Origin of the sequence: Bradyrhizobium sp. BRP23, from assembly GCF_020194135.1 — a bacterium.
In the GTDB taxonomy this organism is placed as follows: domain Bacteria; phylum Pseudomonadota; class Alphaproteobacteria; order Rhizobiales; family Xanthobacteraceae; genus Bradyrhizobium; species Bradyrhizobium yuanmingense.
In genome coordinates this window covers 126,487-148,060 of record NZ_JADYVW010000016.1, presented here as the reverse complement: position 1 = coordinate 148,060, position 21,574 = coordinate 126,487, and the positions used below count along the sequence as shown (strand labels likewise).

Genomic DNA, 21,574 nt, shown 5'->3' with positions numbered 1-21,574 from the left:
ACGTCTCGGCCGCGCCATGGCCGTTCAATTGCGGTCGCTGCCGGGATCAAGTTGCGGACAGCGATGTGAACGCGCCATGAATGAACGACCCGCGGCGCCGCGATGCGACGCCGTGCCTCGCGCGATCGCAAAGCCGGCCGCCAAAGCGGCGCCTTACCAGAAGGGGCCGTAGGTGAACACAAACGGTGCCGGCACGCCGTAGGGATAGGGACGATAGTAGACAGGGCGCGCGTAGTAGCGCGGATCGCGGCGTACGGCAGGCCGCGCCATGTCATAGGTCCGCGCGTGTCGTCGTACATCGAAAACCGCAATCCCCGCAGACGCCTCCGGGACCGTCGCCCTTGGCGCGGCGGACGCGCGAGGCAGCCCAGTGGCCAGCGCGACGGCAAAGGCCCATGCGATCCATCTCGCCATCACACCCTCACGAGGTCGCCGCGAAGTCAGCCCCGGCGCCAGTAGCAGCTCACGCGCGGCACGATCACCGTGCCGCTTGGCCGGTACTCCTGCACATAGGTGGCATTGCAGACCCGGACCGCGTCGGGGCCGGGATTGTAGCGGGGATAGACGCCGTCCGGGCTGTAATAGGGCGTGATGCGCAGGCGCGGCCGCTTGCGCGGCGGGGGGACATCGTCCGGCGAGACCAGTTGGGCCATCCGGATTTCGGAACTGGCGGCCTGCGCCTCGGCGCCGACGCAAGACTGCGAAAACAACCCCATGCACAGTAGAGTCAGCGCTGTTTTCGCTCGCATTTTTCCGCCCACCCTGAACCGTCCCATCGATCGCCCCACGCTCCCCGTTTTGGCGGCGCCCGTCAACCTCGCCGCGCTTATAAAGCCAGATGCATCAGCGGGAAACCCGCGCTAAGAGGTGCTCATGTGGACGGAATTGAAAGCCCCTTCGCTGGCCGAAATGGAAGCGATGGCTCACGACGTGTTCGAGCGCCTGCCGGCGGAATTTCGCAAGCTTTGCGAGGGCGTGATCGTCCGCGTCGAGGACTTCCCGACCGAGGAGGTCCTGGACGAGATGGAATGCGAGAGCGAGTTCGACCTGCTCGGCCTGTTCCAGGGCGTCGGCCTGCCCCAGCAGAGCTCTGGCGACGTGGCACGGCTGCCCAACATGGTCTGGCTCTACCGCCGCCCGATCCTGGATTATTGGGCCGAGCACGACGAAAGTCTCGGCCACATCGTCCGCCATGTCCTGATCCACGAGATCGGCCACCATTTTGGTCTGTCGGACGACGATATGGCCGCGATTGAGGCTAAGGCGGAGTAGGACGCTCTCGGTCCACCTCTCCCCACCGGGGAGAGGTGAAATCCCGATGCCGCGCCAGTTCGGCTTCAAACCCCCTACGGCAGACTAGCCCTGCCGAATTCGGCCTAGGATTTCCGGCCCGATCGCGATAAATAGCCGGTTCCCTGAACCACGTGCGGGAAAGCGCAACCATGGACAAGTTCACCACGCTGGAAGGCGTCGCGGCGCCGCTGAAGATCATCAATGTCGACACCGACATGATCATTCCGAAGCAGTACCTCAAGACCATCAAGCGCACCGGCCTTGGCAAGGGGCTCTTCTCCGAGCAGCGCTACAAGGACGACGGCAGCGAGAATCCGGACTTCGTGCTCAACCAGCCGGCCTATCGCAACGCGAAGGTGCTGGTCGCCGGCGACAATTTCGGCTGCGGCTCGAGCCGCGAGCACGCGCCCTGGGCGCTGCTCGACTTCGGCATCCGCTGCGTGATCTCGACCTCGTTCGGCGACATCTTCTACAACAATTGCTTCAAGAACGGCATTCTGCCCATCCGCGTCACCCAAGAGGACCTCGACAAGCTGTTCGACGACGCCGAGCGCGGCGCCAATGCGACGCTGACGATCGACCTGCCGAATCAGGAGATCCGCGGCCCCGACGGCGGCAAGGTCAAGTTCGAGATCGACCCGTTCCGCAAGCACTGCCTGATCAACGGCCTCGACGACATCGGCCTCACCATGGAGAAGAAGGCCTCGATCGACTCCTACGAGGACAAGCTCAAGCGCGAGCGCGCCTGGGCCTGATCGCAAGTTTTTGTTGAGCCCCGGTGCCGCAAGCGCCGGGGCTTTTTCGTTGCCTGGATTGTCCCGTATAGATTTGCCCATGCTGCCCGAGATCGTCACCTTCTGGCATGGCCCGATGGACGCGCTGCGCCAGACCTGTCTGCGCTCGCAATTGGCTGCCGGCCACAAGGTCACGGTCTACAGCTTCGACACTATTCCCGGATTGCCGGCCGGCGTCGCGAATGCCGAGGCCGAGGCGATCCTGCCGCATGCGTTCTCCGAACGCCTGCGCCCGCCGCAGCCGGACGGCAGCTGGCGCGACTGGACCATTCTGCAATTCAGCGACTTCTTCCGCATGAAGCTGATGGCGAAGGGCCTCGGCCTCTGGCTGGATGCCGACGTGCTGCTGTTGAGGCCGGTCGAGATCGATCCGGCAAAACCCTACTTCGCCTGGGAGCGGCCGCGCCAGCTCGGCAATTCCGTGCTCTATCTGCCGCCCGCGCACGGCATCGTTGCCGCCTTCGAAGAGCTGATGGAGCAGGAGGAGCTGACGCCGAACTGGCTGTCCGTGCGCCATCGCATCACCTTCATGATGCGCCGCCTGCGCGGCGGCTCGAACCGGCTCGCCGATATTCGCGTCGCGATCTACGGGCCCGCGGCACTCACCGCGCTCGCGCGCCGCACCGGCGAGCTGCAGAACGCATTGCCGAAGCAATCGTTCTATGCCGTGCATGCCGAGCCAAAGCTGTTCTTCGATCCCTCGAGCTATCTTGGCCTGGTCACCGACCCCGCCATCATCGGCCTGCACATCTCGCCGAAGGGACGCGGCGGCGAGAAGCCAATTCCCGGCAGCCTGTATGCGTGGGCGGCGGAGCGATTCAGGTAGCTGCTGCGCAGGAGGTGCGCTCCCTCTCCCGCTTGCGGGAGAGGGTCGGGGAGAGGGTATCTCCGCAATGGGACAATCCCCCAGAGGAAAGAGCCCTCACCCGCGCCTTCGGCGCGACCTCTCCCGCAAGCGGGAGAGGTTGGCAACCCCGCTCTTTCCTGTTTGATCCAGCGCAACGCGCTTCTGCATCATTGTGCTTATCTCGCTCCAATTCCGACCGTCCGAATGGAGCTTTCCATGAGCACCGCAACCAGGCCCTACCCCATCGTCCAGGATCTCATCGAGTCCTTCGCGAACTGGGTGAAGCACCGCCGCGAGATCAACGAAATGCGGCAGCTCGACCGCGCCGATTTCGACCGGATCGCCAATGATCTCAGGATCGCGCCGGACGATCTGGAGGAGCTGGTCCGTCATGGCCGGCACGCCGCCGACGAGCTGCCGAAGATGCTCGAACAGCTCGGCATCAGCACTGAGGCGCTCGGCCGCGCGCAGCCGCTGCTGCTCCGCGACCTCGAGCGGGTCTGCTCGCTCTGCAATCACAAGGGACAGTGCGACCGCGACCTCACTGAGGGCACCGCCGCGGAGAATTACCACGGCTATTGCGCCAACGCCTCGACCCTGGAGACGCTCGAGCGTGCCGACCTCGTGCCGCGGTGAGGCATTGCGCTACTCGATCCATTTCGGCGCGTAAGCCATTCCTTGGCTTTGCGCCGTATCGTGATTGATCCAGATTTCGGCGTTCTCGACGCGTAGCAGCTCGACCACCTTGGCCATCGACGCAACCGTCGCCTGCGGGTCGGCATTGAACGACGGCACGCGCATGTGCCGGAGGTTCTCCCGGTTGTGCGCGACGTCACCGCTCAGCAGCACGGCGCCGCGCCGCGGCAGCTTCACCAGCAGCGAGCAATGCCCGGGAGTATGGCCGGGCGTGAAGATCATGCGCACCGCGCCGTCGCCAAATAGGTCGTGGTCGCCATCGACAATCTCGAAAGGCCGCTCCTGCAACGCCTCGTAGTGCGGCAGTGAGTAGCCGAACTGGTCGGGGTCAGGTCCGAACATGGCTTCGAACTCGGCCCGTTGAGCGATCCATCTTGCGTTTTCGAACAGGTCGACATTTCCGATATGATCGAAATGCGCGTGAGAGAGGAGGATCGTGCCGATATCGCGGGGCCGCACCCCGATTTCATCCAATTGGTCCGCGATAGGACGACGCACGATGCCGCGTATGCCGTGTGCGATGATCCGTCCTTCCGGATGCTTCGCCAGCTCATCCGCTATTCCCGTATCCCAGATCAGCCACTCGCCGCGGTGACGAATGAGATAGGCATTGCAGCTCAATGTCATGGGAATGCCGACATTGATGCCGGGAGAATAGATCGAACCGTCTTCGACCTCAGCAATGCCTCCGTCGAGGATGTAGATCCTGTCGATCGTCGCCATGTGAGAACTCTTCAAGCCGCCGATTCGACGCGCCGCTTCGCCTCGCGCATGTCGCGCCCAGGCGGCATGCCGAACAATCGGCAATATTCCCGCGTGAACTGCGTGACGCTTTCGTAGCCGACCCGATGAGAGGCGGTCGCGATGCTCGCGCCATCGGCCAGCATGGTGCGGCGCGCCTCGATCAGGCGCAGCTGCTTCTGGAACTGAAGCGGGGTCAGCGAGGTGATGCTGCGAAAGTGCAGGTGAAAGGCCGAGTGGCTCATCCTCGCGGCCTTGGCGAGCCGGTCGACACGCAAAGGCTTGGCATAGTCGGCGCGAATGATCGCAACCGCACGGCCGATCCGCTGCGCATGGCTGTCGGCCATACCGAGCGCCCTGATGGCACCACCGTGCCGACCGGCCAGTAGCCAATAATGCAGCTCCCGCAGCACTTGGCTCTGGAGAATTGAGGCGGAGGAGGGCCGATCGATCAGGCGCAACAACCGCAGCGCCGCATCGCTCACATCCCGCTCCGCTGGCTCGACCCGAAGCGGCTGCGACGGAACATAAGGCGCGGCCCCCATCTCGACGACCAGCCCCTCGATGACGATGGGATCGAGCTCGACGACGAGCGACAAATAGGGCACCGCGGCTGTGGCGCGCGTGATCTGGCTGACCGTCGGCACGTCGCTCGAGATCACCAGCGAATCGCCCGCACCCAGGTCGAACGACGTGGCGCCGACCGCAACACGCTTGGCACCTTGCAGCACCAAAGCGACCAGCGGCTTGGAGATCGCAAATTGGAGCGCGCTCGGCGCGGTCTCACGAATGATCGAGATGCCGGCGAAAGGCGTGCACGCAAGGCCTTTGCCGTCGGCGTGAGCTGCGGCGTAACGGCTGGCGATCTGGAGCAGCGTTTCGGTCACGGGCCCAATCTAGGCCGCGCCAAGCATGCCGGCAATTGCCGAGGGGCGATCGGGCAAGAAGACGGGAGTTTCAGGCAAGGCTGCCGCCGGCCGCATTCCTGGAGGATTGGGCAAGACGATCGGAGCATCCGGCAACACCGGATGCTCGATCACAGGCAGAAAGGCCCCACCGAAACTTCACGAGGAAGCCTCAAATGCCCACCATTTCGCTCGTCACCGGCGCCAGCCGGGGCCTTGGCCGCAATACCGCAATCGCCATCGCGCGTCACGGCGGCGACGTCATCGTGACCTATCGCAGCGGCGCCGCCGCCGCCCGCGAGGTCGTCACCGAGATCGAGGCGCTCGGCCGAAAAGCGGTCGCGCTCCAGCTCGACGTCACCTCCGTATCGACCTTTCCGGCGTTCGCCGCAAAAGTCGCGTCGGCGCTGGCGGAGCATTGGCACGCCGACAAGTTCGATCATCTCGTCAACAATGCCGGCCAGGGCGAAATGGCCGCCATAGCCGAGACGACGGAGCAGCAGTTCGACGCACTCTTCGACACCCATGTCAAAGGGCCGTTCTTTCTGACGCAGGCCTTGCTGCCGCTGCTTGGCGACAATGGCCGGATCGTCAACTTCTCGAGCGGGCTGACGCGCGTGTCTTTCCCCGGCTTCTCGGCCTATGCCGCCGCCAAGGGCGCCATCGAGGTTCTGACCGTCTACATGGCAAAAGAATTCGGCGAACGCGGCATCACCGCCAACGTCGTAGCGCCGGGCGCGATCGAGACCGACTTCCTCGGCGGCGCCGTCCGCGACGTGCCGGATTTGAACAAGCAGTTCGCGCAAATGACCGCGCTTGGCCGCGTCGGTGTGCCCGACGACATCGGGCCGATGGTCGCGAGCCTGCTCGGTCCGGAGAATCGCTGGGTTACGGCCCAGCGCATCGAGGTGTCTGGCGGCCAGACGATCTGAGTGCTGCGGCATTGGCGCACTCCGTCGCGAGGCGACGGAGTGTGCGAGCCCTCAGCCCTTCCGCATCACCGCGATCGCATCCGCGATTTCGTCACCGCTACCGTCACCGAGAAAGACCCGACCATCTGCCGGACCGCTGATGGCAGCGTACAGCAGAGCTTTCGCTTGTGCGCATCGTCGGATGGCAACGGGCGTAAATAGTATGACTGTTTGCGCGGCGAGGATGCGGGGAAAGCTCACCGCAAATATCCGTGCTTGATCTCGATTATTAGCTCTGTTTGGATCGCTGCCGTTCCGCAATCCGCATTTCGGATAATCATGGCGAATGAAACAGATGCTTCCCGTCGTTCGTTGGGTGCTCGTTCAACAGAGGACACCGTGACTGCCCACCGCAAGGGCATCGGGAATCGGCTATTGGCGGCGCTGCCGCCGGCGGATCTCGCTTTGCTGACGCCGCACTTCCAGAAGGTCTCGTTCGAACCCGATGCCGTCCTGGTGCGATCGGGCGACGAACTCGACCCCGTCTATTTTCCCCATAGCGGCGCGATCGCCTTCATGCTCGATATGCCGGACGGGCAAACGGTCGCGACCAGCTTGATGGGACGCGAAGGCGCTTTGGCCTCGTTCTCCGTGCTCGGCCCCTCGCCTTCATCCGTGACCGCGATTGCCCGCACAGCCGGCACTGCATCGGTGATTTCCGCCGCCAAATTTCGCGCTGCCCATGCGCAAAGCGCAGCGATCAGGAATGTCGTGCAGGTCCACGCCCGCGCCGTGTTGCTGCAGCTCCAGCATGTCGCCGCTTGCAACGCGCTGCACCGGGTGGATGGCCGCATGGCGCGGTGGCTCCTGCAGCTTCACGACCGCGTTCCCGAGGACCTGCTTCCGGTGACGCAGGAGGCGCTGGCGCAACTGGTTGGGGTCCGGCGGACGACGGTGACTTTGACGATGAGCAAGCTACGCGAGGCCGGCGCCATCCCGTCCGAGCGGCGCGGGTTTGTCGAGATCCATCGGTCGCGGCTCGATAGGATCGCATGCGATTGCTATGCGCTCATGCAGCGCACGATCGATCGAATGTATTGCCAGGAATTGGCGGCGCCGCAGCCTGCCGATGCGCGGTTCCGGCAAAGCGCCATCGCCGCCTCCCACGGAGCAGGCGGTGAATTCAAAGCCGTTTCGCGGGCGGGACGATAGAGTGCAAAACCTGCGGCGCGTGGAGAAGTGGATCTCGCGCCTCAGCCCTTCCCCATCGCAGCGATCGCGTCCGCAATCGCGATCGTGCGCCGGGCCATGTCGGCGTGCAGGCGTTCCACCATCGCACCATCCAGGCGGATCGCGCCGCGCGATGCGTTCTCCGGCAGTTCGAACGCCGCGATGATTTTTCGCGCGCGGGCGACTTCCTCCTCCGGCGGGGTGAAGATGGCGTTGCAAGCGTCGATCTGGGAGGGGTGGATCAGCGTCTTGCCGTCGAAGCCGAGGTCGCGGCCTTGCGCGCATTCGGTGGCGAAACCGTCGGAATTTGCGATGTCGCTGTAGGGGCCGTCGAGGATCTCGAGGCCGTGCGCGCGGCTCGCCAGGATGCAATGGGTGATCATCGGGATCATCGCGGCGCGGCCCGGCAGCATCCGGATCCGCGTCTCGCGCGAGATGTCGTTCGGGCCGAACACGAAGCCCGAGAGACGGCGCGAAGGATCGCGGCCGGCGGCGGCCAGTTCCTCGGCATGCAGCACGGCGCGCGCGGTCTCGATCATGGCCCAGACCTTGACGGTCGGCGCGGCGCCGAGCTCGGCCAGCTTGCGGCCGATGGCGTCGAGATCCTCGACGCTTGAAACTTTTGGAACCAGGATGCCGTCCGGCGAGGCCTTGGCGGCCATGGCGGCGTCATCTGGCCACCAGGGCGTATCGAGGCCGTTGGTCCGGATCAGGACCTCGCGCCTGCCAAAACCCTTGGCGGCGATCGCCGCCGCAATGCCGTCGCGCGCCGCCGCCTTGGCCTCCGGGGCGACGGAATCCTCGAGATCGAGGATCAGGCCGTCGGCGGCGAGATTGCGCGCCTTTTCCAGCGCGCGCGGGTTGGAGCCGGGCATGAACAGATGGCTGCGGCGCGGGCGGGTCATGCTGGCGTTCCTTCCTGGTCTGTCGTCCCCCAGGCGATAGCATTTGGCCTGCCCATTCGAAAGGCTTGTCGGTCTTGACGGTATGTGATTAGGCATGGGCCATGACGACATTCCCGACGCACTTGCTGGAAGGCTACAAGGCCTTCGCCACCCAGCGGCTGCCGACCGAGCAGAACCGCTATCGTGAGCTCTCGGTCAAAGGGCAGTCGCCTGAGACCATGGTGATCGGCTGCTGTGACTCCCGGGTCTCCCCCGAGGTGATCTTCGACGCGGGGCCGGGCGAGCTCTTCGTCGTCCGCAACATCGCCAATCTGGTGCCGACTTATCAGCCTGACGAAGGCGCGCACGGCGTCTCGGCAGCGCTGGAGTTTGCGGTGACAGTGCTGAAGGTGAAGCACATCGTGGTGCTCGGCCACGCCCAATGCGGCGGCATCCGTGCCTTCATCGACAAGATCGAGCCGCTCACGCCCGGCGATTTCATCGGCCGCTGGATGCAGATGTTCATCAAGCCGGGCGAGGTTGTGGAGCAGCGCGAGCACGAGACCATGGCGCAATTCGTCGAGCGCATCGAGAAGGCCGCCGTGTTCCGCAGCCTGGAAAACCTGATGACCTTCCCGTTCGTCCGCAAGGCCGTGGAGAGCGGCCGGATGCAGACCCACGGCGCCTATTTCGGCGTGGCGGAGGGGTCGCTGTTCGTGCTGGACAAGGCGACCAAGGAATTCAGGAACGCACGCGAGGGATAATCCTGCCCACCCTGCGAAATGCGGGGCTATCGCATATGATTTGTGGCAGCGGGCGTGCGCACGCCTCGTCCTTCGAGACGGCGCTTACGCGCCTCCTCAGGATGAGGCTAGTCAGCGTCAGTGCTCCTTGAAACTGTTGCCGCGCACTCCGCCCTCATCCTGAGGAGCCCGCCCCAGCGGGCGTCTCGAAGGATGGCCGCAGGGAAAAACTCTCAAATGCGATAGCCCTCCTTGCGCAATAGGGCATATCGGAAGTGCAAATCCTGCCTGACGAATGGCGGAGAGGCGCCTGGTTCGCTAGAGTGTTCTCCATTCGCCACTCGCCATTTGCTCCATCATGCTGATCCTTGCCATCGATACTGCGCTTGAAGCCTGCGCGGCCGCCGTTCTCGACACCGACGCCGGCGAGCTCCTCGCACGGGAATCGCAGCTGATGAAGCGCGGCCATGCCGAGGCGCTGATGCCGATGATCGCGCGCGTGATGCAATCGGCCGGCCTTTCCTTCACCTCGCTCGACCGCATCGCCGTCACCGTCGGGCCCGGCAGCTTCACCGGCCTGCGCGTCGGCATCTCGGCGGCGCGGGGCCTTGCGCTTGCGGCGAAACGGCCGGCGGTCGGGCTGACGACGCTGTCGGCCTATGCCGCTGGGGTCGTCGCCAAGAGCGGAACGGCGCCGGTGATCTCTGCGATCGATGCGCGGCACGATCACGTCTATTTCCAGATCGTCGCCGGCGACGGCAGCCAGCTGGTGCGGCCGGCTGTCGCCTCCATCGACGCGGCGATCGCGGCCTCGCAATTCAGTGCGCCGCATCTGGTCGGCAATGCCGCCGGGATCCTCGCAGGTCGCTGGCCGAAGGACGGACCGCAACCCGTCGCGGTCGACGCGCAGCCCGCGCCCGACATCAGCTGGGTCGCCTGGCTCGGCGCGGCGGCCAATCCCGATACCAATCCGGCGCGGCCGTTCTATCTGAAAGCGCCCGACGCCAAGCCGGCGGCATCGACGCCGCTCGCAGCACAAGCCGCGACCTCATGATGGGATGGCTGTCGGAGTGGTGGCGCGGCGGCACCGCCGCCGTCGAGCCCACGACCATGCGCGATGCCGCGCGCCTCGCGCAGCTGCACGGCGCCTCCTTCGCGCACGGCTGGGGCGAAGGCGAGTTCGAGAGCATGATGAGCGAGCGCAACACGCTGGTGCATCGCTTGCGGCTCGGCCGCAAGACGATCGGCTTTGCGGTGTCGCGGATCGGCGCGGACGAAGCGGAGATTCTCTCGATCGCGGTGGACGGGGCTTATCGCGGCCGCGGCCTCTCCCGCACGCTGCTGATGACCCATCTCGGCCACCTCGCCGGGCGCGGCGTACGCACCATATTTCTGGAAGTGGAGGAGAACAACCAGCCGGCGCGGCGGCTTTACGATCGAGCCGGATTCGTGGTGGTCGGACGCCGCGATCGCTACTATAAGCAGCCCAACGGGGAACAATTGAACGCCCTTCTGATGCGGCGTGACTTGTCGTAACATCGGCGGCAGAAAGCGCCCGCCCAGGCAGACAACGCTATGACCACACTGAAACATTCTTCTGCGTCCAAGACATCCGAGATCGAGGCGCGCTGCGCCGCAACGGGCATGCGCATGACCGAGCAGCGCCGCGTCATCGCCCGCGTGCTGGCCGAAGCGATCGATCATCCCGATGTCGAGGAACTGTACCGGCGCTGCGTTGCGGTCGACGACAAGATCTCGATCTCGACGGTCTATCGCACCGTGAAGCTGTTCGAGGACGCCGGCATCATCGAACGCCACGATTTCCGCGAGGGCCGGGCGCGTTACGAGCAGATGCGCGACAGCCATCACGACCACCTCATCAATCTGCGCGACGGCAAGGTGATCGAGTTCACCTCCGAGGAGATCGAGAAGCTGCAGGCCGAGATCGCCCGCAAGCTCGGCTATCGCCTGGTCGATCACCGGCTCGAGCTCTATTGCGTCCCGCTCGACGACGACAAGCCGACGAATTGAGTTTAGTGCCCATCGATCTCATCATCTTCGATTGCGACGGCGTGCTCGTGGACAGCGAGGTGATCTCCTGCCGGGCGCATGCGGACGTGCTGACGCGCCACGGCTATCCGATCACGTCGGAGCAGGTGTTCGCGCGCTTCCTCGGCCGCTCGACAAAGCAGGCCAATCTCGAGATCGAGACCGAGCTCGGCCACAAGCTGCCCGAGGCCTATCACGGCGATCTCCAGGACGAGCTGTTTCGCGCATTCGAAGCCGACCTCGAAGCGATCCGCGGCATCCACGACGTGCTGGATGTCGTCACGCAAGCCGTCTGCGTCGCCTCGAGCGGCTCGCATCAGCGGATGCGCGTGAGCCTCGGGAGCACCGGGCTCTACGAGCGCCTCGCGCCAAACATCTTCTCGGCCTCGCAGGTGAAGAACGGCAAGCCGGCGCCAGACCTGTTCCTGTTCGCGGCGAGCCAAATGGGCGTGCCGCCCGAGCGCTGCGTCGTGATCGAGGACAGTCTGGCCGGCATCGCCGGCGCCCGCGCCGCCGGCATGACGGTTTTCGGCTTTTACGGGGGCAGCCATTGCCGCGACGGCTATGCCGAAACTTTGCGCCTGGCCGGCGCCGACCTGCTCTTTGCCGACATGCATCAGCTGCCCGAGCTGGTCCGGCGGGTCGCGGCGGACGCTCTGGCGGGCTGATGTTGCCTCGAACCGTCATTCCGGGGCACGCGCGACGCGCGTGAACCCGGAATCTCGCAGTAAAACTCTGGATTCCGGGTTCGCAACTGCGTCGCGCCCCGGAATGACAGGCGGAAATGGCTCCATTCGCTGGATTTTCGGCCCTGCAGCCTATATCTGAAGGCCGTCCTCCAGCTCCATTTCGGGTTCCATGACGCCGCCGCGCAAGCTGCACATCAAATCATATGGCTGCCAGATGAACGTCTACGATGCCCAGCGCATAGTGGACACGCTGGCCCCGGAAGGATTCGTGGAGACGGCGAGCGCGGAGGATGCCGACCTCGTCATCCTCAACACCTGCCATATCCGCGAGAAGGCCTCGGAGAAGGTCTATTCCGAGCTCGGCCGGCTACGCGTCGCCAAGGACGAGGCCGCGCGTGCAGGCCGCGCGATGCAGATCGCGGTGGCGGGCTGCGTGGCACAGGCCGAGGGCGAGGAGATCGTGCGCCGGGCACCTGTCGTCGACGTCGTGGTGGGACCGCAGAGCTATCATCATCTGCCGGAGCTGTTGAAGCGCGCCGAGGGCGAAGGCCGCGCGATCGAGACCGAATTTCCCGCCGCGGACAAGTTCGGCTTCCTGGCCCAGCCGAAGCCGGACGCGATCCGCGCGCGCGGCATTTCCGCCTTCGTCACGGTGCAGGAAGGCTGCGACAAGTTCTGCACCTTCTGCGTCGTGCCCTATACGCGCGGCGCCGAAGTCTCGCGCCCGGTGGCGAAGATCGTCGAGGACGTGACGCGGCTCGCCGACAACGGCGTGCGCGAGCTCACGCTGATCGGGCAGAACGTCAACGCCTATCACGGCGAGGGGCCGGATGGAAAAACCTGGCCGCTCGGCCGGCTGCTCGAACATCTGGCGACGATTCCCGGCATCGCGCGGCTGCGCTATTCGACCAGCCACCCCCGCGATGTCGACGACAGCCTGATCGCGGCCCATCGCGACCTCGGTGCCCTGATGCCGTTCGTGCACCTGCCGGTGCAGTCGGGCTCGGACCGCATTTTGGCGGCCATGAACCGCAAACATACCGCCGATGATTACCGGCGGGTCATCGACCGTTTTCGTACCGCACGCCAAGACATTGCTTTTTCATCGGATTTCATCGTCGGCTTCCCCGGCGAGAGCGAGCAAGATTTTCTCGCCACCCTCGCGCTTGTCACGCAAATCGGCTACGCTGCGGCCTATTCGTTCAAATACTCCGCCCGGCCGGGAACGCCGGCCGCGGACATGCAGGAGACGGTGTCCCCCGCCGAGATGGACCAGCGATTGGAGCGGCTCCAGGAACTGATCGACAGCCAGCAATCGGCCTTCAACAAGGCCGCGATTGGCTCAACGGTCGACGTGCTGTTCGAGCGTCCGGCGCGCAAGGAGGGCCAGATCGTGGGCCGCACCGCCTACCTCCAGCCCGCCCACGTAATGGCCGCGCCCGACATCATCGGACAGATCCTGCCTGTCAGAATCGACAGCCTCGAGCGCTACAGTTTTCTCGGCGAGCTCGTGATGCCGCGCAAGGCGCGCGAGCCCGCTTTATCGCAAGCCAGTGGAGCCTGAACCCTTGCCCAAAAGCGCATCGGATTCGTCTTCGTTCGCTCCCAGCCGCAAATTTGACCGCGACATGCAAGTTCCGCCCGAGACCCAGGTCGTCATCGACTTCGACGACAACCGCGCCGCTTCCGCGCTGGTCGGCCCCTACGGCCAGCACCTGGCGCAGATCGAGCGGCGGCTCGGCGTCATCGTCGATTCCAAGGGCAACCACATCACAATCGGCGGCACCCGCGACGGCTGCGACGCTGCGCGCCGCGTGCTGGAGATGCTCTACGCGCAGGCCGCGAAGGGGCACGATCTCGACCAGGGCGAGGTCGAGGGCGCGATCCGCGCCGTGATCGCGCAGGGCTCGCTGTTCGAGTTCGACGCCAAATCGGCCAAATCGACCTTCGACAGCATCAACTTGCGCAAGCGTCCGGTGCGGGCACGCACGGCGGCGCAGGATTCCTACATCCGCGCGCTGAAGCGGCACGAACTGGTGTTCGGCATCGGCCCCGCCGGCACCGGCAAGACCTGGCTCGCCGTCGCGCATGCCGCGCAGCTGTTCGAGCGCAAGGAGGTCGACAAGATCATCCTGTCGCGCCCGGCGGTGGAAGCCGGCGAGCGGCTCGGCTTTCTGCCCGGCGATCTCCGCGAGAAGGTCGATCCTTATCTGCGGCCGATCTATGATGCGCTCTACGACCTCATGGATGCGCGCATCGTCGAGCGCGCGCTGCAGACCGGCGAGATCGAGATCGCGCCGCTCGCCTTCATGCGCGGCCGCACCCTGACCAACGCCGCCATCATCCTGGACGAGGCCCAGAACACCACGTCGATGCAGATGAAGATGTTCCTGACGCGTCTCGGCGAGAACAGCCGCATGATCGTGACGGGCGATCCCTCCCAGATCGACCTGCCGAACGGCCAGACCTCGGGCCTGGCCGAGGCGACCCGCCTCCTGAGCGGCGTCGAGGGCATCGCCCAGGTTCATTTCAAGGCGGAGGACGTGATCCGCCACGAGCTCGTGGCGCGGATCGTCGCCGCCTATGAAGGGCCGCCGCAGCGGCCGGCCACCGGTCAATCCTGACGAGGCAGCACCGGACCAAAGAGGGTGCGAGCACCGCGCCCTTCGTCCGAGACAACACAATGTCCCATTCCAACCTTCCCATGACCGAGGTCCTCGTCGTCGCCGATTGCTGGCAGCGCGAGCCCGATTCCGAAGCCGTGATCCAGCGCGCACTGGCGGCGGCCGCGGAGAGCGTCGACGAAGATGTTGCCGACGCCGAAGTGGCCGTGATGCTGACCGATGATGCCGGCATCCGCACGCTCAACAGCAACTGGCGCGGCATCGACAAGCCGACCAACGTGCTGTCGTTCCCGGCGCTGCAGCCGGAGGGCGCGTGGAAGCCGGGCGATGCTCCGCGCATGCTCGGCGATATCGCGATCGCCTACGAGACCATGCGGCGCGAGGCGGACGAGGAGCACAAGCCGTTCGACCATCATCTGAGCCACCTCGCCGTGCACGGCTTCCTGCACCTGATCGGCTACGACCACGAGAACGAGGGCGACGCCGAGGAGATGGAAGCGCTCGAAACCGAGATCCTCGCCCATCTCGGCATCCCCGATCCGTATGCCGACCGCCCGGGGACGCACTGAGATGCCGGATTCCGAGCCTACCCACGACAATCCCCGCACCACGGCCAATCTGCCGGTTGTGGTGACGCCGGGCGAGGTGCTGCGCCCGAGCGCCGAAAGCTGGCTGCTGCGCGCCATCCGCACGCTGTTCGGCTGGAAGGCGGGGTCGGTGCGCGACGACCTCCAGGTCGTGCTCGACGCCTCGACGCCCGACGACACCGGCTTCTCCGCGGTCGAGCGCACCATGCTGCGCAACATCCTCAGCCTGCACGAGCGCCGCATCGCCGACGTCATGGTGCATCGCGCCGACATCGTCGCGGTGAAGCGCGACATTCCGCTCGGGGAATTGATGGACCGCTTCGAGAGCGCCGGCCATTCGCGCCTCGTCGTCTTCAACGAGACGCTCGACGATCCCGTCGGCATCGTCCACATCCGCGATTTGCTCGCCTTCATGACCGCGCGCGCCCGCGTGTCGGAAGCCACCAAGACCAAGCGCAAGAAGCCGCTGCCGGCCGGGCTCGATTTGCGCGCGGTCGATCTCGCGCTGCCGCTTCACGAGGCACACATCATCCGCAAGCTGCTCTACGTGCCGCCGTCGATGCGGGCGATCGACCTGCTCGCGCAGATGCAGGCCTCGCGCATCCATCTGGCGCTGGTGGTCGACGAATATGGCGGCAGCGACGGGCTGGTCTCGATCGAGGACATCGTCGAGCAGATCGTCGGCGAGATCGACGACGAGCACGATAGCGACGAGCCGCCCTCGATCGTGCGCCTGCCCGACAACGCCTTCATTGCCGACGCCCGCGCCAGCCTCGACGACGTCCGCTCTGTGATCGGCGAGGATTTCGTCACCGGCGAGGCCGGCGAGGAGGTGGAGACGCTGGGCGGCTATCTCGTCAGCTTCGTCGGGCGCCTGCCGGTGCGCGGCGAGGTGATCTCGGGCCCCGGCAATTACGAGGTCGAGGTGCTCGATGCCGATCCGCGCCGCGTCAAGCGGCTGCGCATCGCGACGCGGAAGGAACGCCCGGCGCCCCGCACCCAGCGCGAGAGCCGGCGGCGTGAAGCCACGCCGGAGAGCGGACAAGCGCCGGCCAGCGACACGCCGACATCGCCGCCGCGCGACGGGGCCGCCTCGCAGTGAGCCCATCGCAGCGCCTTCGGCAAATTGCGCTCGCCATCATCCTCACCTGGGGATGGCAGCGCGCAGTCGTCGCCATGGCGGCCGGAGCGCTGTCGGTGCTGGCGCTGGCACCGTTCAACCTCTTTCCGGTGCTGTTCGTCACCTTCCCGGTGCTGGTCTGGCTGATCGACGGCGCCGGGGCCGGCCGCTATGGCGGCGTGCCCGCCGCCGCCCTGACCGGCTATTGGTTCGGGCTCGGCTATTTCGTGCCCGGCCTCTACTGGATCGGCTACGCCTTCTTCGTCGAAGCCGACACATTCGCCTGGCTGACGCCGTTCGCGGTGCTGGGCCTGCCGGCCTATCTTTCGATCTTCACGGCGATCGGCTTTGCGCTGGCGCGCCTGCTCTGGAGCAAGAACGCCACGCGCGTGCTGGCGCTCGCAGCGAGCCTCACCATCAGCGAATGGCTGCGCGGCCATGCGCTGACCGGCTTCCCCTGGAACACGTTCGGCTATGCGCTGTCCGAGCCATTGCCGCTGGCGCAGACGGCCTCGCTGATCGGCCTGTGGGGCATGACGTTCCTGACGATTGCGATCTTCGCGAGCCCGGCGACGCTGATCGACCGCACGCCGGATCGGCGCCTGCAATGGCGGGTGCCGGCCGCGGCCGTCGCGCTCCTGCTCGTCATGAGCATCTTTGGCGCAATCCGCCTGTCGCTGCATCCGACCACGATCGTATCCGGCGCCAAGCTGCGCCTGATGCAGCCCAACCTGCAGCAGGACGAGAAATTCAACTATGCCGCCAAGCCGGAGGTGATGAAGAAGTACCTTGCGCTGTCGGACCGCGCCTCCGGCCCGCAATCGACCGGCGTGCGCGATGCCACCATCCTGATCTGGCCGGAATCCGCCTTTCCGTTCTTCCTGACCCGCGAAGCCGACGCGATGGCGCAAATCGCCGATCTGTTACCGAAGGGCACGGTGCTGGTCACGGGATCGGTCCGCGCGCCCGATGTGCCGCGGGGCACGCCGATCACGCGCGCCTACAACTCGATCTACGTGATCGACCACGACGGCAGCGTGCTCGCCGTCTACGACAAGCTGCATCTGGTACCGTTCGGAGAATTTCTTCCGTACCAGTCGTTGATGGAGAAGCTCGGTTTCGAGCAACTGACGCGTGTGCGCGGCGGCTTCATTCCAGGCACCGTGCGGCATGCGCTCCCCGTTGCCGGCGCGCCGCCCGCGTTGCCGCTGATCTGCTACGAGGCGATCTTTCCCGACGAAGTGGCTGCACGCAACGAACGTCCGGGCTGGATCGTGAACCTGACCAATGACGGCTGGTTCGGCATCTCGACCGGTCCCTACCAGCACCTGGAGCAGTCGCGGATGCGCGCGATCGAGCTCGGATTGCCGCTGGTCCGCTCGGCCAATACCGGCATCTCCGCAGTGATCGATCCGGTCGGCCGCACGGTCGCGAGCCTCGGTCTCGGCCTCGAAGGCATTTTGGACGCAAACCTGCCGGCCGCGATCCCACCGACCGTTTATGCACGGGTGGGTGATGTGCCCGCAATCATGCTCGTCGCGGTGGCCGTGCTGCTGGCGGTCCGCCGACGAATAGGCAAACGCCAGCCCTGATCGCACCGCCGCCGCAGCGGCCGGAATCCTTTGACAACCGTAGTCCCACGGTTGACAGACTGCACGCGGGCTCCCCATTCTGCACCGGCTGCGAAAGATGGCGGTGCATTGCTAAATTTCTCCGCAATGTTTCCCAATAACAGGGTTTGATTTTGACGGTGCTGCACCCGAGGCATGCTTGATCATTGCGCCGAAGGTGGTGTTTGGAGGGCTGAGGAAATGTCGAAAGCGCCCAACCCTGTTGACAAATATGTCGGCAGTCGCGTGCGCATGCGCCGCATCATGTTGGGCATGAGCCAGGAGAAGCTCGGTGAAGCTTTGGGCCTGACTTTCCAGCAGATTCAGAAGTACGAGAAGGGCACCAACCGGGTCGGCGCAAGCCGCATCCAGCAGATCGCGGAGATTCTGCAGGTGCCGGTGTCCTTCCTGTTCGAGGGCGGCCCGAGCGGCGTGCCGGGTCCGGATGGCTTCAGCGAAGGCGCCTCGCCCTCTTACGTCTCGGACTTTCTCGCCACCTCCGAAGGGCTCGCTTTGACCAAGGCGTTCACGCGAATCACTGATTCGAAGATGCGCCGCTCGATCGTCGATCTCGTCGAGCAGATTGCGGCCCGCGAAGGTCCGGACAAGCGTTGAAGCTCATGTCCCCCGCGATTTGAGACTGCATCAAATCTGGCCTATGTCGTCATTTACGACCGCGCTTTGATGCGCGTCCGCTTCGATGATGCGATTCAAAGGCACAGATGCGTCCATGACCGGCTCCAATTGGTTCGATTCACAAACTATTCTCGATGGCATCCGCCGCTGGGTGGAGATCGAGACGCCGACGGAAGCACCTGAACAGGTCAACAAGCTGGTCTCCGTGGTCGCGGAGCAATACGGCGACCTGCCCGTCACGCTCGAGCGCATCGCCGGCACGGACGGCTGCGGCGATCATCTCGTGGCGCGCACGAATTGGGGGCAGGATCAGCCGGGCATCCTGGTGCTGAGCCATCTCGATACCGTCCATCCCATCGGCTTCATCGAGCGCCTGCCGTTCAAGGTCGAAGGCGACGTCGCGTTCGGTCCGGGCATCTACGACATGAAGGGCGGCGCCTACATCGCCCACCACGCCTTCCGCGCGCTTTGCGCGACGGGCGATCGCTCGCCGCTCGGCATCACGCATCTGTTCACCTCCGACGAGGAGATCGGCAGCCCGACCTCGCGTGCGCTGATCGAGCAGGAAGGGCGCAACGCCAAATACGTGCTGGTGACCGAGCCGGCGCGCGACGGCGGCAAGATCGTCACCGGGCGCAAGGGCGTCGGACGCTTCCGGGTATTCATCAAGGGCGTGCCCGCGCATGCCGGCTCGCGGCCCGAAGACGGCCGCAGCGCCGTTCGCGAACTCGGCAACGTCATCCTGGCGCTGGAAGGAATGAACGATGTTGCGCGCGGCGTGACCGTCAATGTCGGCGTGGTGCGCGGCGGCACGCGCCCCAACGTCACGCCCGAGGAGGCCTATGCCGAAGTCGATCTGCGCGTCGTGAGCCTCAAGGACGCGGACGAGTTCGTCGGCAAGATTCTCTCTTTGACCTCGAAGACCGATGGCGTCACCGTCACGGTCACGGGCGAGCTCAACCGGCCGCCTTACGAGAAGAGCAATGCGGGAGCTTCGCTGTACGAGCATGCCAAGACGCTCGCCGGCGAGATCGGCTTCGAGCTGATCGACACCCACACCGGCGGCGGCTCGGACGGCAATTTCACCGCTCCCTTCACCGCAACGCTCGACGGGCTCGGCGTCGACGGCAAGGGTGCACACACCCATTATGAGCAGCTCTATGTCTCCTCGCTGGCCCCACGCGCGCGGCTGCTCCATCGGCTTTATCAGACGCTGCGATGAGCGAACGTAAATCAAGCCCCGACCGCGACGACAGCGAGCGCGCCTTCTTCGGGCGCCGCAAGGGCCACAAGCTGAGGCAACACCAGGCCGGCTTGATCGAGCAGCTGCTGCCGCATCTTGCCCTCGATATCGACGGTGAGGCGCCGGCGGACGCCCGCGACATCTTCGATCCCGCAGCCGACGACGTCAGGCTCGAGATCGGCTTCGGCGGCGGCGAGCATCTCGCGGCCGAGGCACAAAACTTTCCTGCCACCGGCTTCATCGGCTGCGAGCCCTATGTCAACGGCATGGCCAAGATCCTCGCGCAGATCGAGGCGGCCAACATCGGCAACATCCGCCTGTTCGCGGGCGATGCCGCCGAGCTCTTGGCCTGGCTGCCCAAGGAGTCGCTGTCGCGGATCGACCTGATCCATCCCGATCCCTGGCCGAAGCGGCGACACTGGAAGCGGCGCTTCGTCCAGGACCGCACCATCGCGGCGATGGCGCGCGTGCTCAAGCGAGGCGGCGAATTCCGCTTCGTCTGCGACATCGACGATTACTGCGCCTGGACACTGTCGCATCTTGCGCGCTCGCAGGACTTCGTCTGGCTGGCCGAACGCGCCGACGATTTCCGGCTTCCATGGCCGGGCTACACCATGACGCGCTACGGCCGAAAGGCCGCGCGCGAGGGACGCAAGGCGGCTTATCTGCGGTTCAGGCGGGTGGGTTAGCCATCATTGCGAGGAGCCCGCGACAAATTGCAAGGCAATTTGCGCTGGCGACGAAGCAATCCAGAGCGTTTTCGCGGAACGAGTTCTGGATTGCTTCGCTTCGCTCGCAATGACGGAGTGGGACGCTAGATCGTCTGCCGGTTGCGCCAGAAATTCACGACGCGTTCGGCGGTGGCCGGCATCAGGCGTGTGAAGTTCAGACGCGCGGCCTCGATATCGGCATCGGCCGGCGTGCGGTTCGAGCCGTACCAGAGCAGGATGAGCGCGCGCACCGTGGGCCAGCCGAGGCTCAGCACGCGGCCGAGGATCAGAAGCGGATCGTAGCGGTCGCCTGCGATCAGGCGGTCGAGGACCTGGAGGCGAACGCCCGACATCGCCGACAGCGCGGCGACCGATTCCTCGTATTTGTGCGCCTTGGCGAAGCCGAGCAGCGCGCTCTCGCCGAGATGGCCCTCGCGCCGCAAGGTCAGCACGGTGTGCTGTGCCGCGGAGTAGTCGCGGCGCGGACCCGGCGGCAATGCGGCCTCCTCGATCGCCGCCATCGCGCGCTTGATCTCGACCTGGCGCGCGGGATTGACCACGGTGGAGAGGCGGCGGCGGATGACGTCGAGCGTGCCATCGAGCAGCTGCTTCAGGTGCTCGCCGGAAAGGTCGTTGCGCTGGCCGATCTTCAGCGTCAGCACGCCGTCCTGCGCCGCGCGCTTGATCATCTCGGAATAGCTGCCCGGCGAGAACACCGCACCGGCATTGGCGGCGGCACGGCGCACCACGTCGCGATCGCCGCGCTCGACCAGCACGTCGGTGACGGCGGGAGACAAAGCTGGACGCTCAGTCATCGCCAACAGATGACCCTGGCCCTTCAACCGCGCGATCTCGACCAGAGCCGCGTCGTCGAGCACTGGCGAGCGGCGCAGCACGGGGCCGGCGACCGCGATCTCGTTTTCGCGCGCGAGCTGATTGACGAGGTGCGGCGGCGCGTTGTTCAGGCGCGAGAAACGCTCGGCCAGATCGGCGCGCGAGGCCAGCTCGGCATGCGGGACGAGATCGACCAGGAGATTGTCGAAGAGATCGATCAGTTCAGGGCGGAGCTTTTCCGCGTCCTGGAAGAACAGCTGGGAAATGGCGCGCGCGATCTCGCCACGACGCCTCGGGTCGCCGCGCTTGACGATATCGTCCAGTCCAGGAATGAGCGACGTGGCAACGGTCATGAAAACGCAACTCGAACGGGGCACGCCGCGGGTGCGCCCTTGGTCCAAGCCGCCCCACAATCGGGGAATCTAGGC

24 protein-coding genes are annotated in these 21,574 nt (G+C 65.5%); 19 read left to right on the top strand and 5 right to left on the bottom strand.

Going from position 1 to position 21,574, the window contains the following annotated elements; genetic code table 11:
- Window positions 1-440: 440 nt before the first annotated feature.
- Window positions 441-716, bottom strand: a complete 276-nt coding sequence (locus I6F24_RS31775; RefSeq protein WP_036024546.1) for a hypothetical protein — start codon at window positions 714-716, stop codon at window positions 441-443.
- A gap of 157 nt (window positions 717-873) precedes the next feature.
- Here I6F24_RS31775 and I6F24_RS31770 point away from each other — a divergent pair, with 157 nt between their 5' ends.
- From I6F24_RS31770 to I6F24_RS31755, 4 genes are all read left to right on the top strand, one after another.
- A complete protein-coding gene (locus I6F24_RS31770; RefSeq protein ID WP_036024544.1) occupies window positions 874-1,272 on the top strand; it encodes a metallopeptidase family protein in 399 nt (132 codons plus the stop codon).
- A 170-nt stretch (window positions 1,273-1,442) separates the two neighbouring features.
- Window positions 1,443-2,048 (top strand): 3-isopropylmalate dehydratase small subunit, encoded by a 606-nt coding sequence (gene leuD, locus I6F24_RS31765; protein ID WP_057026583.1) that lies wholly within the window; start codon window positions 1,443-1,445, stop codon window positions 2,046-2,048.
- Between the two features lie 79 nt (window positions 2,049-2,127).
- Complete coding sequence (locus tag I6F24_RS31760; protein WP_225152016.1) at window positions 2,128-2,913, top strand: hypothetical protein; 786 nt, start codon at window positions 2,128-2,130, stop codon at window positions 2,911-2,913.
- Between the two features lie 237 nt (window positions 2,914-3,150).
- Complete coding sequence (locus I6F24_RS31755; RefSeq protein ID WP_109145541.1) at window positions 3,151-3,570, top strand: hypothetical protein; 420 nt, start codon at window positions 3,151-3,153, stop codon at window positions 3,568-3,570.
- Between the two features lie 9 nt (window positions 3,571-3,579).
- Here the strand turns inward: I6F24_RS31755 and I6F24_RS31750 are convergent, their stop codons facing one another.
- Together I6F24_RS31750 and I6F24_RS31745 are read right to left on the bottom strand one after the other, a co-directional pair.
- The gene (locus tag I6F24_RS31750) at window positions 3,580-4,353 is read right to left on the bottom strand and encodes an N-acyl homoserine lactonase family protein (RefSeq protein WP_225152013.1); all 774 of its coding nucleotides are present in this window, start codon (window positions 4,351-4,353) and stop codon (window positions 3,580-3,582) included.
- 11 nt (window positions 4,354-4,364) lie between these two features.
- Window positions 4,365-5,258, bottom strand: a complete 894-nt coding sequence (locus I6F24_RS31745) for an AraC family transcriptional regulator (protein WP_225152011.1) — start codon at window positions 5,256-5,258, stop codon at window positions 4,365-4,367.
- A gap of 194 nt (window positions 5,259-5,452) precedes the next feature.
- On the opposite strand from I6F24_RS31745, the gene I6F24_RS31740 reads away from it, so the two are divergent.
- Both I6F24_RS31740 and I6F24_RS31735 read left to right on the top strand, forming a co-directional pair.
- Window positions 5,453-6,208, top strand: a complete 756-nt coding sequence (locus I6F24_RS31740) for an SDR family oxidoreductase (RefSeq protein WP_036008930.1) — start codon at window positions 5,453-5,455, stop codon at window positions 6,206-6,208.
- Window positions 6,209-6,586: 378 nt separating this feature from the next.
- Window positions 6,587-7,399, top strand: coding sequence for a Crp/Fnr family transcriptional regulator (locus tag I6F24_RS31735; RefSeq protein WP_225156553.1), 813 nt, complete (start codon window positions 6,587-6,589; stop codon window positions 7,397-7,399).
- A gap of 41 nt (window positions 7,400-7,440) precedes the next feature.
- Here the strand turns inward: I6F24_RS31735 and I6F24_RS31730 are convergent, their stop codons facing one another.
- On the bottom strand, window positions 7,441-8,322 hold the full coding sequence (locus I6F24_RS31730; RefSeq protein ID WP_036008938.1) for a CoA ester lyase: 882 nt from the start codon (window positions 8,320-8,322) through the stop codon (window positions 7,441-7,443).
- 101 nt (window positions 8,323-8,423) lie between these two features.
- Between I6F24_RS31730 and I6F24_RS31725 the strand changes: the two genes are divergently transcribed.
- From I6F24_RS31725 to trmB, 13 genes are all read left to right on the top strand, one after another.
- A complete protein-coding gene (locus tag I6F24_RS31725; RefSeq protein WP_036008941.1) occupies window positions 8,424-9,065 on the top strand; it encodes a carbonic anhydrase in 642 nt (213 codons plus the stop codon).
- A gap of 337 nt (window positions 9,066-9,402) precedes the next feature.
- Complete coding sequence (tsaB, locus tag I6F24_RS31720; protein WP_225152007.1) at window positions 9,403-10,098, top strand: tRNA (adenosine(37)-N6)-threonylcarbamoyltransferase complex dimerization subunit type 1 TsaB; 696 nt, start codon at window positions 9,403-9,405, stop codon at window positions 10,096-10,098.
- Window positions 10,095-10,580, top strand: coding sequence for a ribosomal protein S18-alanine N-acetyltransferase (gene rimI, locus I6F24_RS31715; RefSeq protein ID WP_225152005.1), 486 nt, complete (start codon window positions 10,095-10,097; stop codon window positions 10,578-10,580). Before tsaB ends, rimI begins: the two co-directional genes overlap by 4 nt.
- A 39-nt stretch (window positions 10,581-10,619) precedes the next feature.
- Entirely contained in the window at window positions 10,620-11,075 is a 456-nt protein-coding gene (locus I6F24_RS31710; RefSeq protein WP_036008950.1) for a Fur family transcriptional regulator, read from the top strand.
- 5 nt (window positions 11,076-11,080) lie between these two features.
- Window positions 11,081-11,761, top strand: coding sequence for an HAD family hydrolase (locus tag I6F24_RS31705; RefSeq protein ID WP_225152003.1), 681 nt, complete (start codon window positions 11,081-11,083; stop codon window positions 11,759-11,761).
- Between the two features lie 190 nt (window positions 11,762-11,951).
- Window positions 11,952-13,346, top strand: coding sequence for a tRNA (N6-isopentenyl adenosine(37)-C2)-methylthiotransferase MiaB (miaB, locus tag I6F24_RS31700; RefSeq protein WP_225152001.1), 1,395 nt, complete (start codon window positions 11,952-11,954; stop codon window positions 13,344-13,346).
- Between the two features lie 64 nt (window positions 13,347-13,410).
- Entirely contained in the window at window positions 13,411-14,406 is a 996-nt protein-coding gene (locus I6F24_RS31695; protein ID WP_036008958.1) for a PhoH family protein, read from the top strand.
- Between the two features lie 59 nt (window positions 14,407-14,465).
- Entirely contained in the window at window positions 14,466-14,975 is a 510-nt protein-coding gene (gene ybeY / locus I6F24_RS31690) for an rRNA maturation RNase YbeY (RefSeq protein ID WP_036008983.1), read from the top strand.
- A 1-nt stretch (window position 14,976) separates the two neighbouring features.
- Entirely contained in the window at window positions 14,977-16,095 is a 1,119-nt protein-coding gene (locus tag I6F24_RS31685) for a hemolysin family protein (RefSeq protein WP_036008986.1), read from the top strand.
- Window positions 16,092-17,705, top strand: a complete 1,614-nt coding sequence (gene lnt / locus I6F24_RS31680; protein WP_225151999.1) for an apolipoprotein N-acyltransferase — start codon at window positions 16,092-16,094, stop codon at window positions 17,703-17,705. Before I6F24_RS31685 ends, lnt begins: the two co-directional genes overlap by 4 nt.
- 219 nt (window positions 17,706-17,924) lie before the next feature.
- Window positions 17,925-18,338: a helix-turn-helix transcriptional regulator gene (locus tag I6F24_RS31675; RefSeq protein WP_018319423.1), complete on the top strand. Its 414-nt coding sequence runs from the start codon at window positions 17,925-17,927 to the stop codon at window positions 18,336-18,338.
- A gap of 85 nt (window positions 18,339-18,423) precedes the next feature.
- Complete coding sequence (locus tag I6F24_RS31670) at window positions 18,424-19,581, top strand: M20 family metallopeptidase (RefSeq protein ID WP_036024516.1); 1,158 nt, start codon at window positions 18,424-18,426, stop codon at window positions 19,579-19,581.
- Window positions 19,578-20,291, top strand: a complete 714-nt coding sequence (trmB, locus tag I6F24_RS31665) for a tRNA (guanosine(46)-N7)-methyltransferase TrmB (protein WP_036024514.1) — start codon at window positions 19,578-19,580, stop codon at window positions 20,289-20,291. The genes I6F24_RS31670 and trmB overlap by 4 nt, the downstream gene beginning before the upstream one ends.
- Window positions 20,292-20,416: 125 nt before the next feature.
- Here the strand turns inward: trmB and I6F24_RS31660 are convergent, their stop codons facing one another.
- Complete coding sequence (locus I6F24_RS31660; protein ID WP_036024512.1) at window positions 20,417-21,499, bottom strand: DUF2336 domain-containing protein; 1,083 nt, start codon at window positions 21,497-21,499, stop codon at window positions 20,417-20,419.
- Between the last annotated feature and the right edge of the window lie 75 nt (window positions 21,500-21,574).

What these genes read in the sequence shown, in the direction of transcription:
- I6F24_RS31775 (WP_036024546.1), bottom strand. Translation starts at nt 716, where the DNA reads ATGGGGTTGTTTTCGCAGTCTTGCGTCGGCGCCGAGGCGCAGGCCGCC.
- I6F24_RS31770 (WP_036024544.1), top strand. Translation starts at nt 874, where the DNA reads ATGTGGACGGAATTGAAAGCCCCTTCGCTGGCCGAAATGGAAGCGATG.
- leuD (WP_057026583.1), top strand. Translation starts at nt 1,443, where the DNA reads ATGGACAAGTTCACCACGCTGGAAGGCGTCGCGGCGCCGCTGAAGATC.
- I6F24_RS31760 (WP_225152016.1), top strand. Translation starts at nt 2,128, where the DNA reads ATGCTGCCCGAGATCGTCACCTTCTGGCATGGCCCGATGGACGCGCTG.
- I6F24_RS31755 (WP_109145541.1), top strand. Translation starts at nt 3,151, where the DNA reads ATGAGCACCGCAACCAGGCCCTACCCCATCGTCCAGGATCTCATCGAG.
- I6F24_RS31750 (WP_225152013.1), bottom strand. Translation starts at nt 4,353, where the DNA reads ATGGCGACGATCGACAGGATCTACATCCTCGACGGAGGCATTGCTGAG.
- I6F24_RS31740 (WP_036008930.1), top strand. Translation starts at nt 5,453, where the DNA reads ATGCCCACCATTTCGCTCGTCACCGGCGCCAGCCGGGGCCTTGGCCGC.
- I6F24_RS31730 (WP_036008938.1), bottom strand. Translation starts at nt 8,322, where the DNA reads ATGACCCGCCCGCGCCGCAGCCATCTGTTCATGCCCGGCTCCAACCCG.
- I6F24_RS31725 (WP_036008941.1), top strand. Translation starts at nt 8,424, where the DNA reads ATGACGACATTCCCGACGCACTTGCTGGAAGGCTACAAGGCCTTCGCC.
- tsaB (WP_225152007.1), top strand. Translation starts at nt 9,403, where the DNA reads ATGCTGATCCTTGCCATCGATACTGCGCTTGAAGCCTGCGCGGCCGCC.
- rimI (WP_225152005.1), top strand. Translation starts at nt 10,095, where the DNA reads ATGATGGGATGGCTGTCGGAGTGGTGGCGCGGCGGCACCGCCGCCGTC.
- I6F24_RS31710 (WP_036008950.1), top strand. Translation starts at nt 10,620, where the DNA reads ATGACCACACTGAAACATTCTTCTGCGTCCAAGACATCCGAGATCGAG.
- miaB (WP_225152001.1), top strand. Translation starts at nt 11,952, where the DNA reads ATGACGCCGCCGCGCAAGCTGCACATCAAATCATATGGCTGCCAGATG.
- I6F24_RS31695 (WP_036008958.1), top strand. Translation starts at nt 13,411, where the DNA reads ATGCAAGTTCCGCCCGAGACCCAGGTCGTCATCGACTTCGACGACAAC.
- ybeY (WP_036008983.1), top strand. Translation starts at nt 14,466, where the DNA reads ATGTCCCATTCCAACCTTCCCATGACCGAGGTCCTCGTCGTCGCCGAT.
- I6F24_RS31685 (WP_036008986.1), top strand. Translation starts at nt 14,977, where the DNA reads ATGCCGGATTCCGAGCCTACCCACGACAATCCCCGCACCACGGCCAAT.
- I6F24_RS31675 (WP_018319423.1), top strand. Translation starts at nt 17,925, where the DNA reads ATGTCGAAAGCGCCCAACCCTGTTGACAAATATGTCGGCAGTCGCGTG.
- I6F24_RS31670 (WP_036024516.1), top strand. Translation starts at nt 18,424, where the DNA reads ATGATGCGATTCAAAGGCACAGATGCGTCCATGACCGGCTCCAATTGG.
- trmB (WP_036024514.1), top strand. Translation starts at nt 19,578, where the DNA reads ATGAGCGAACGTAAATCAAGCCCCGACCGCGACGACAGCGAGCGCGCC.
- I6F24_RS31660 (WP_036024512.1), bottom strand. Translation starts at nt 21,499, where the DNA reads ATGACCGTTGCCACGTCGCTCATTCCTGGACTGGACGATATCGTCAAG.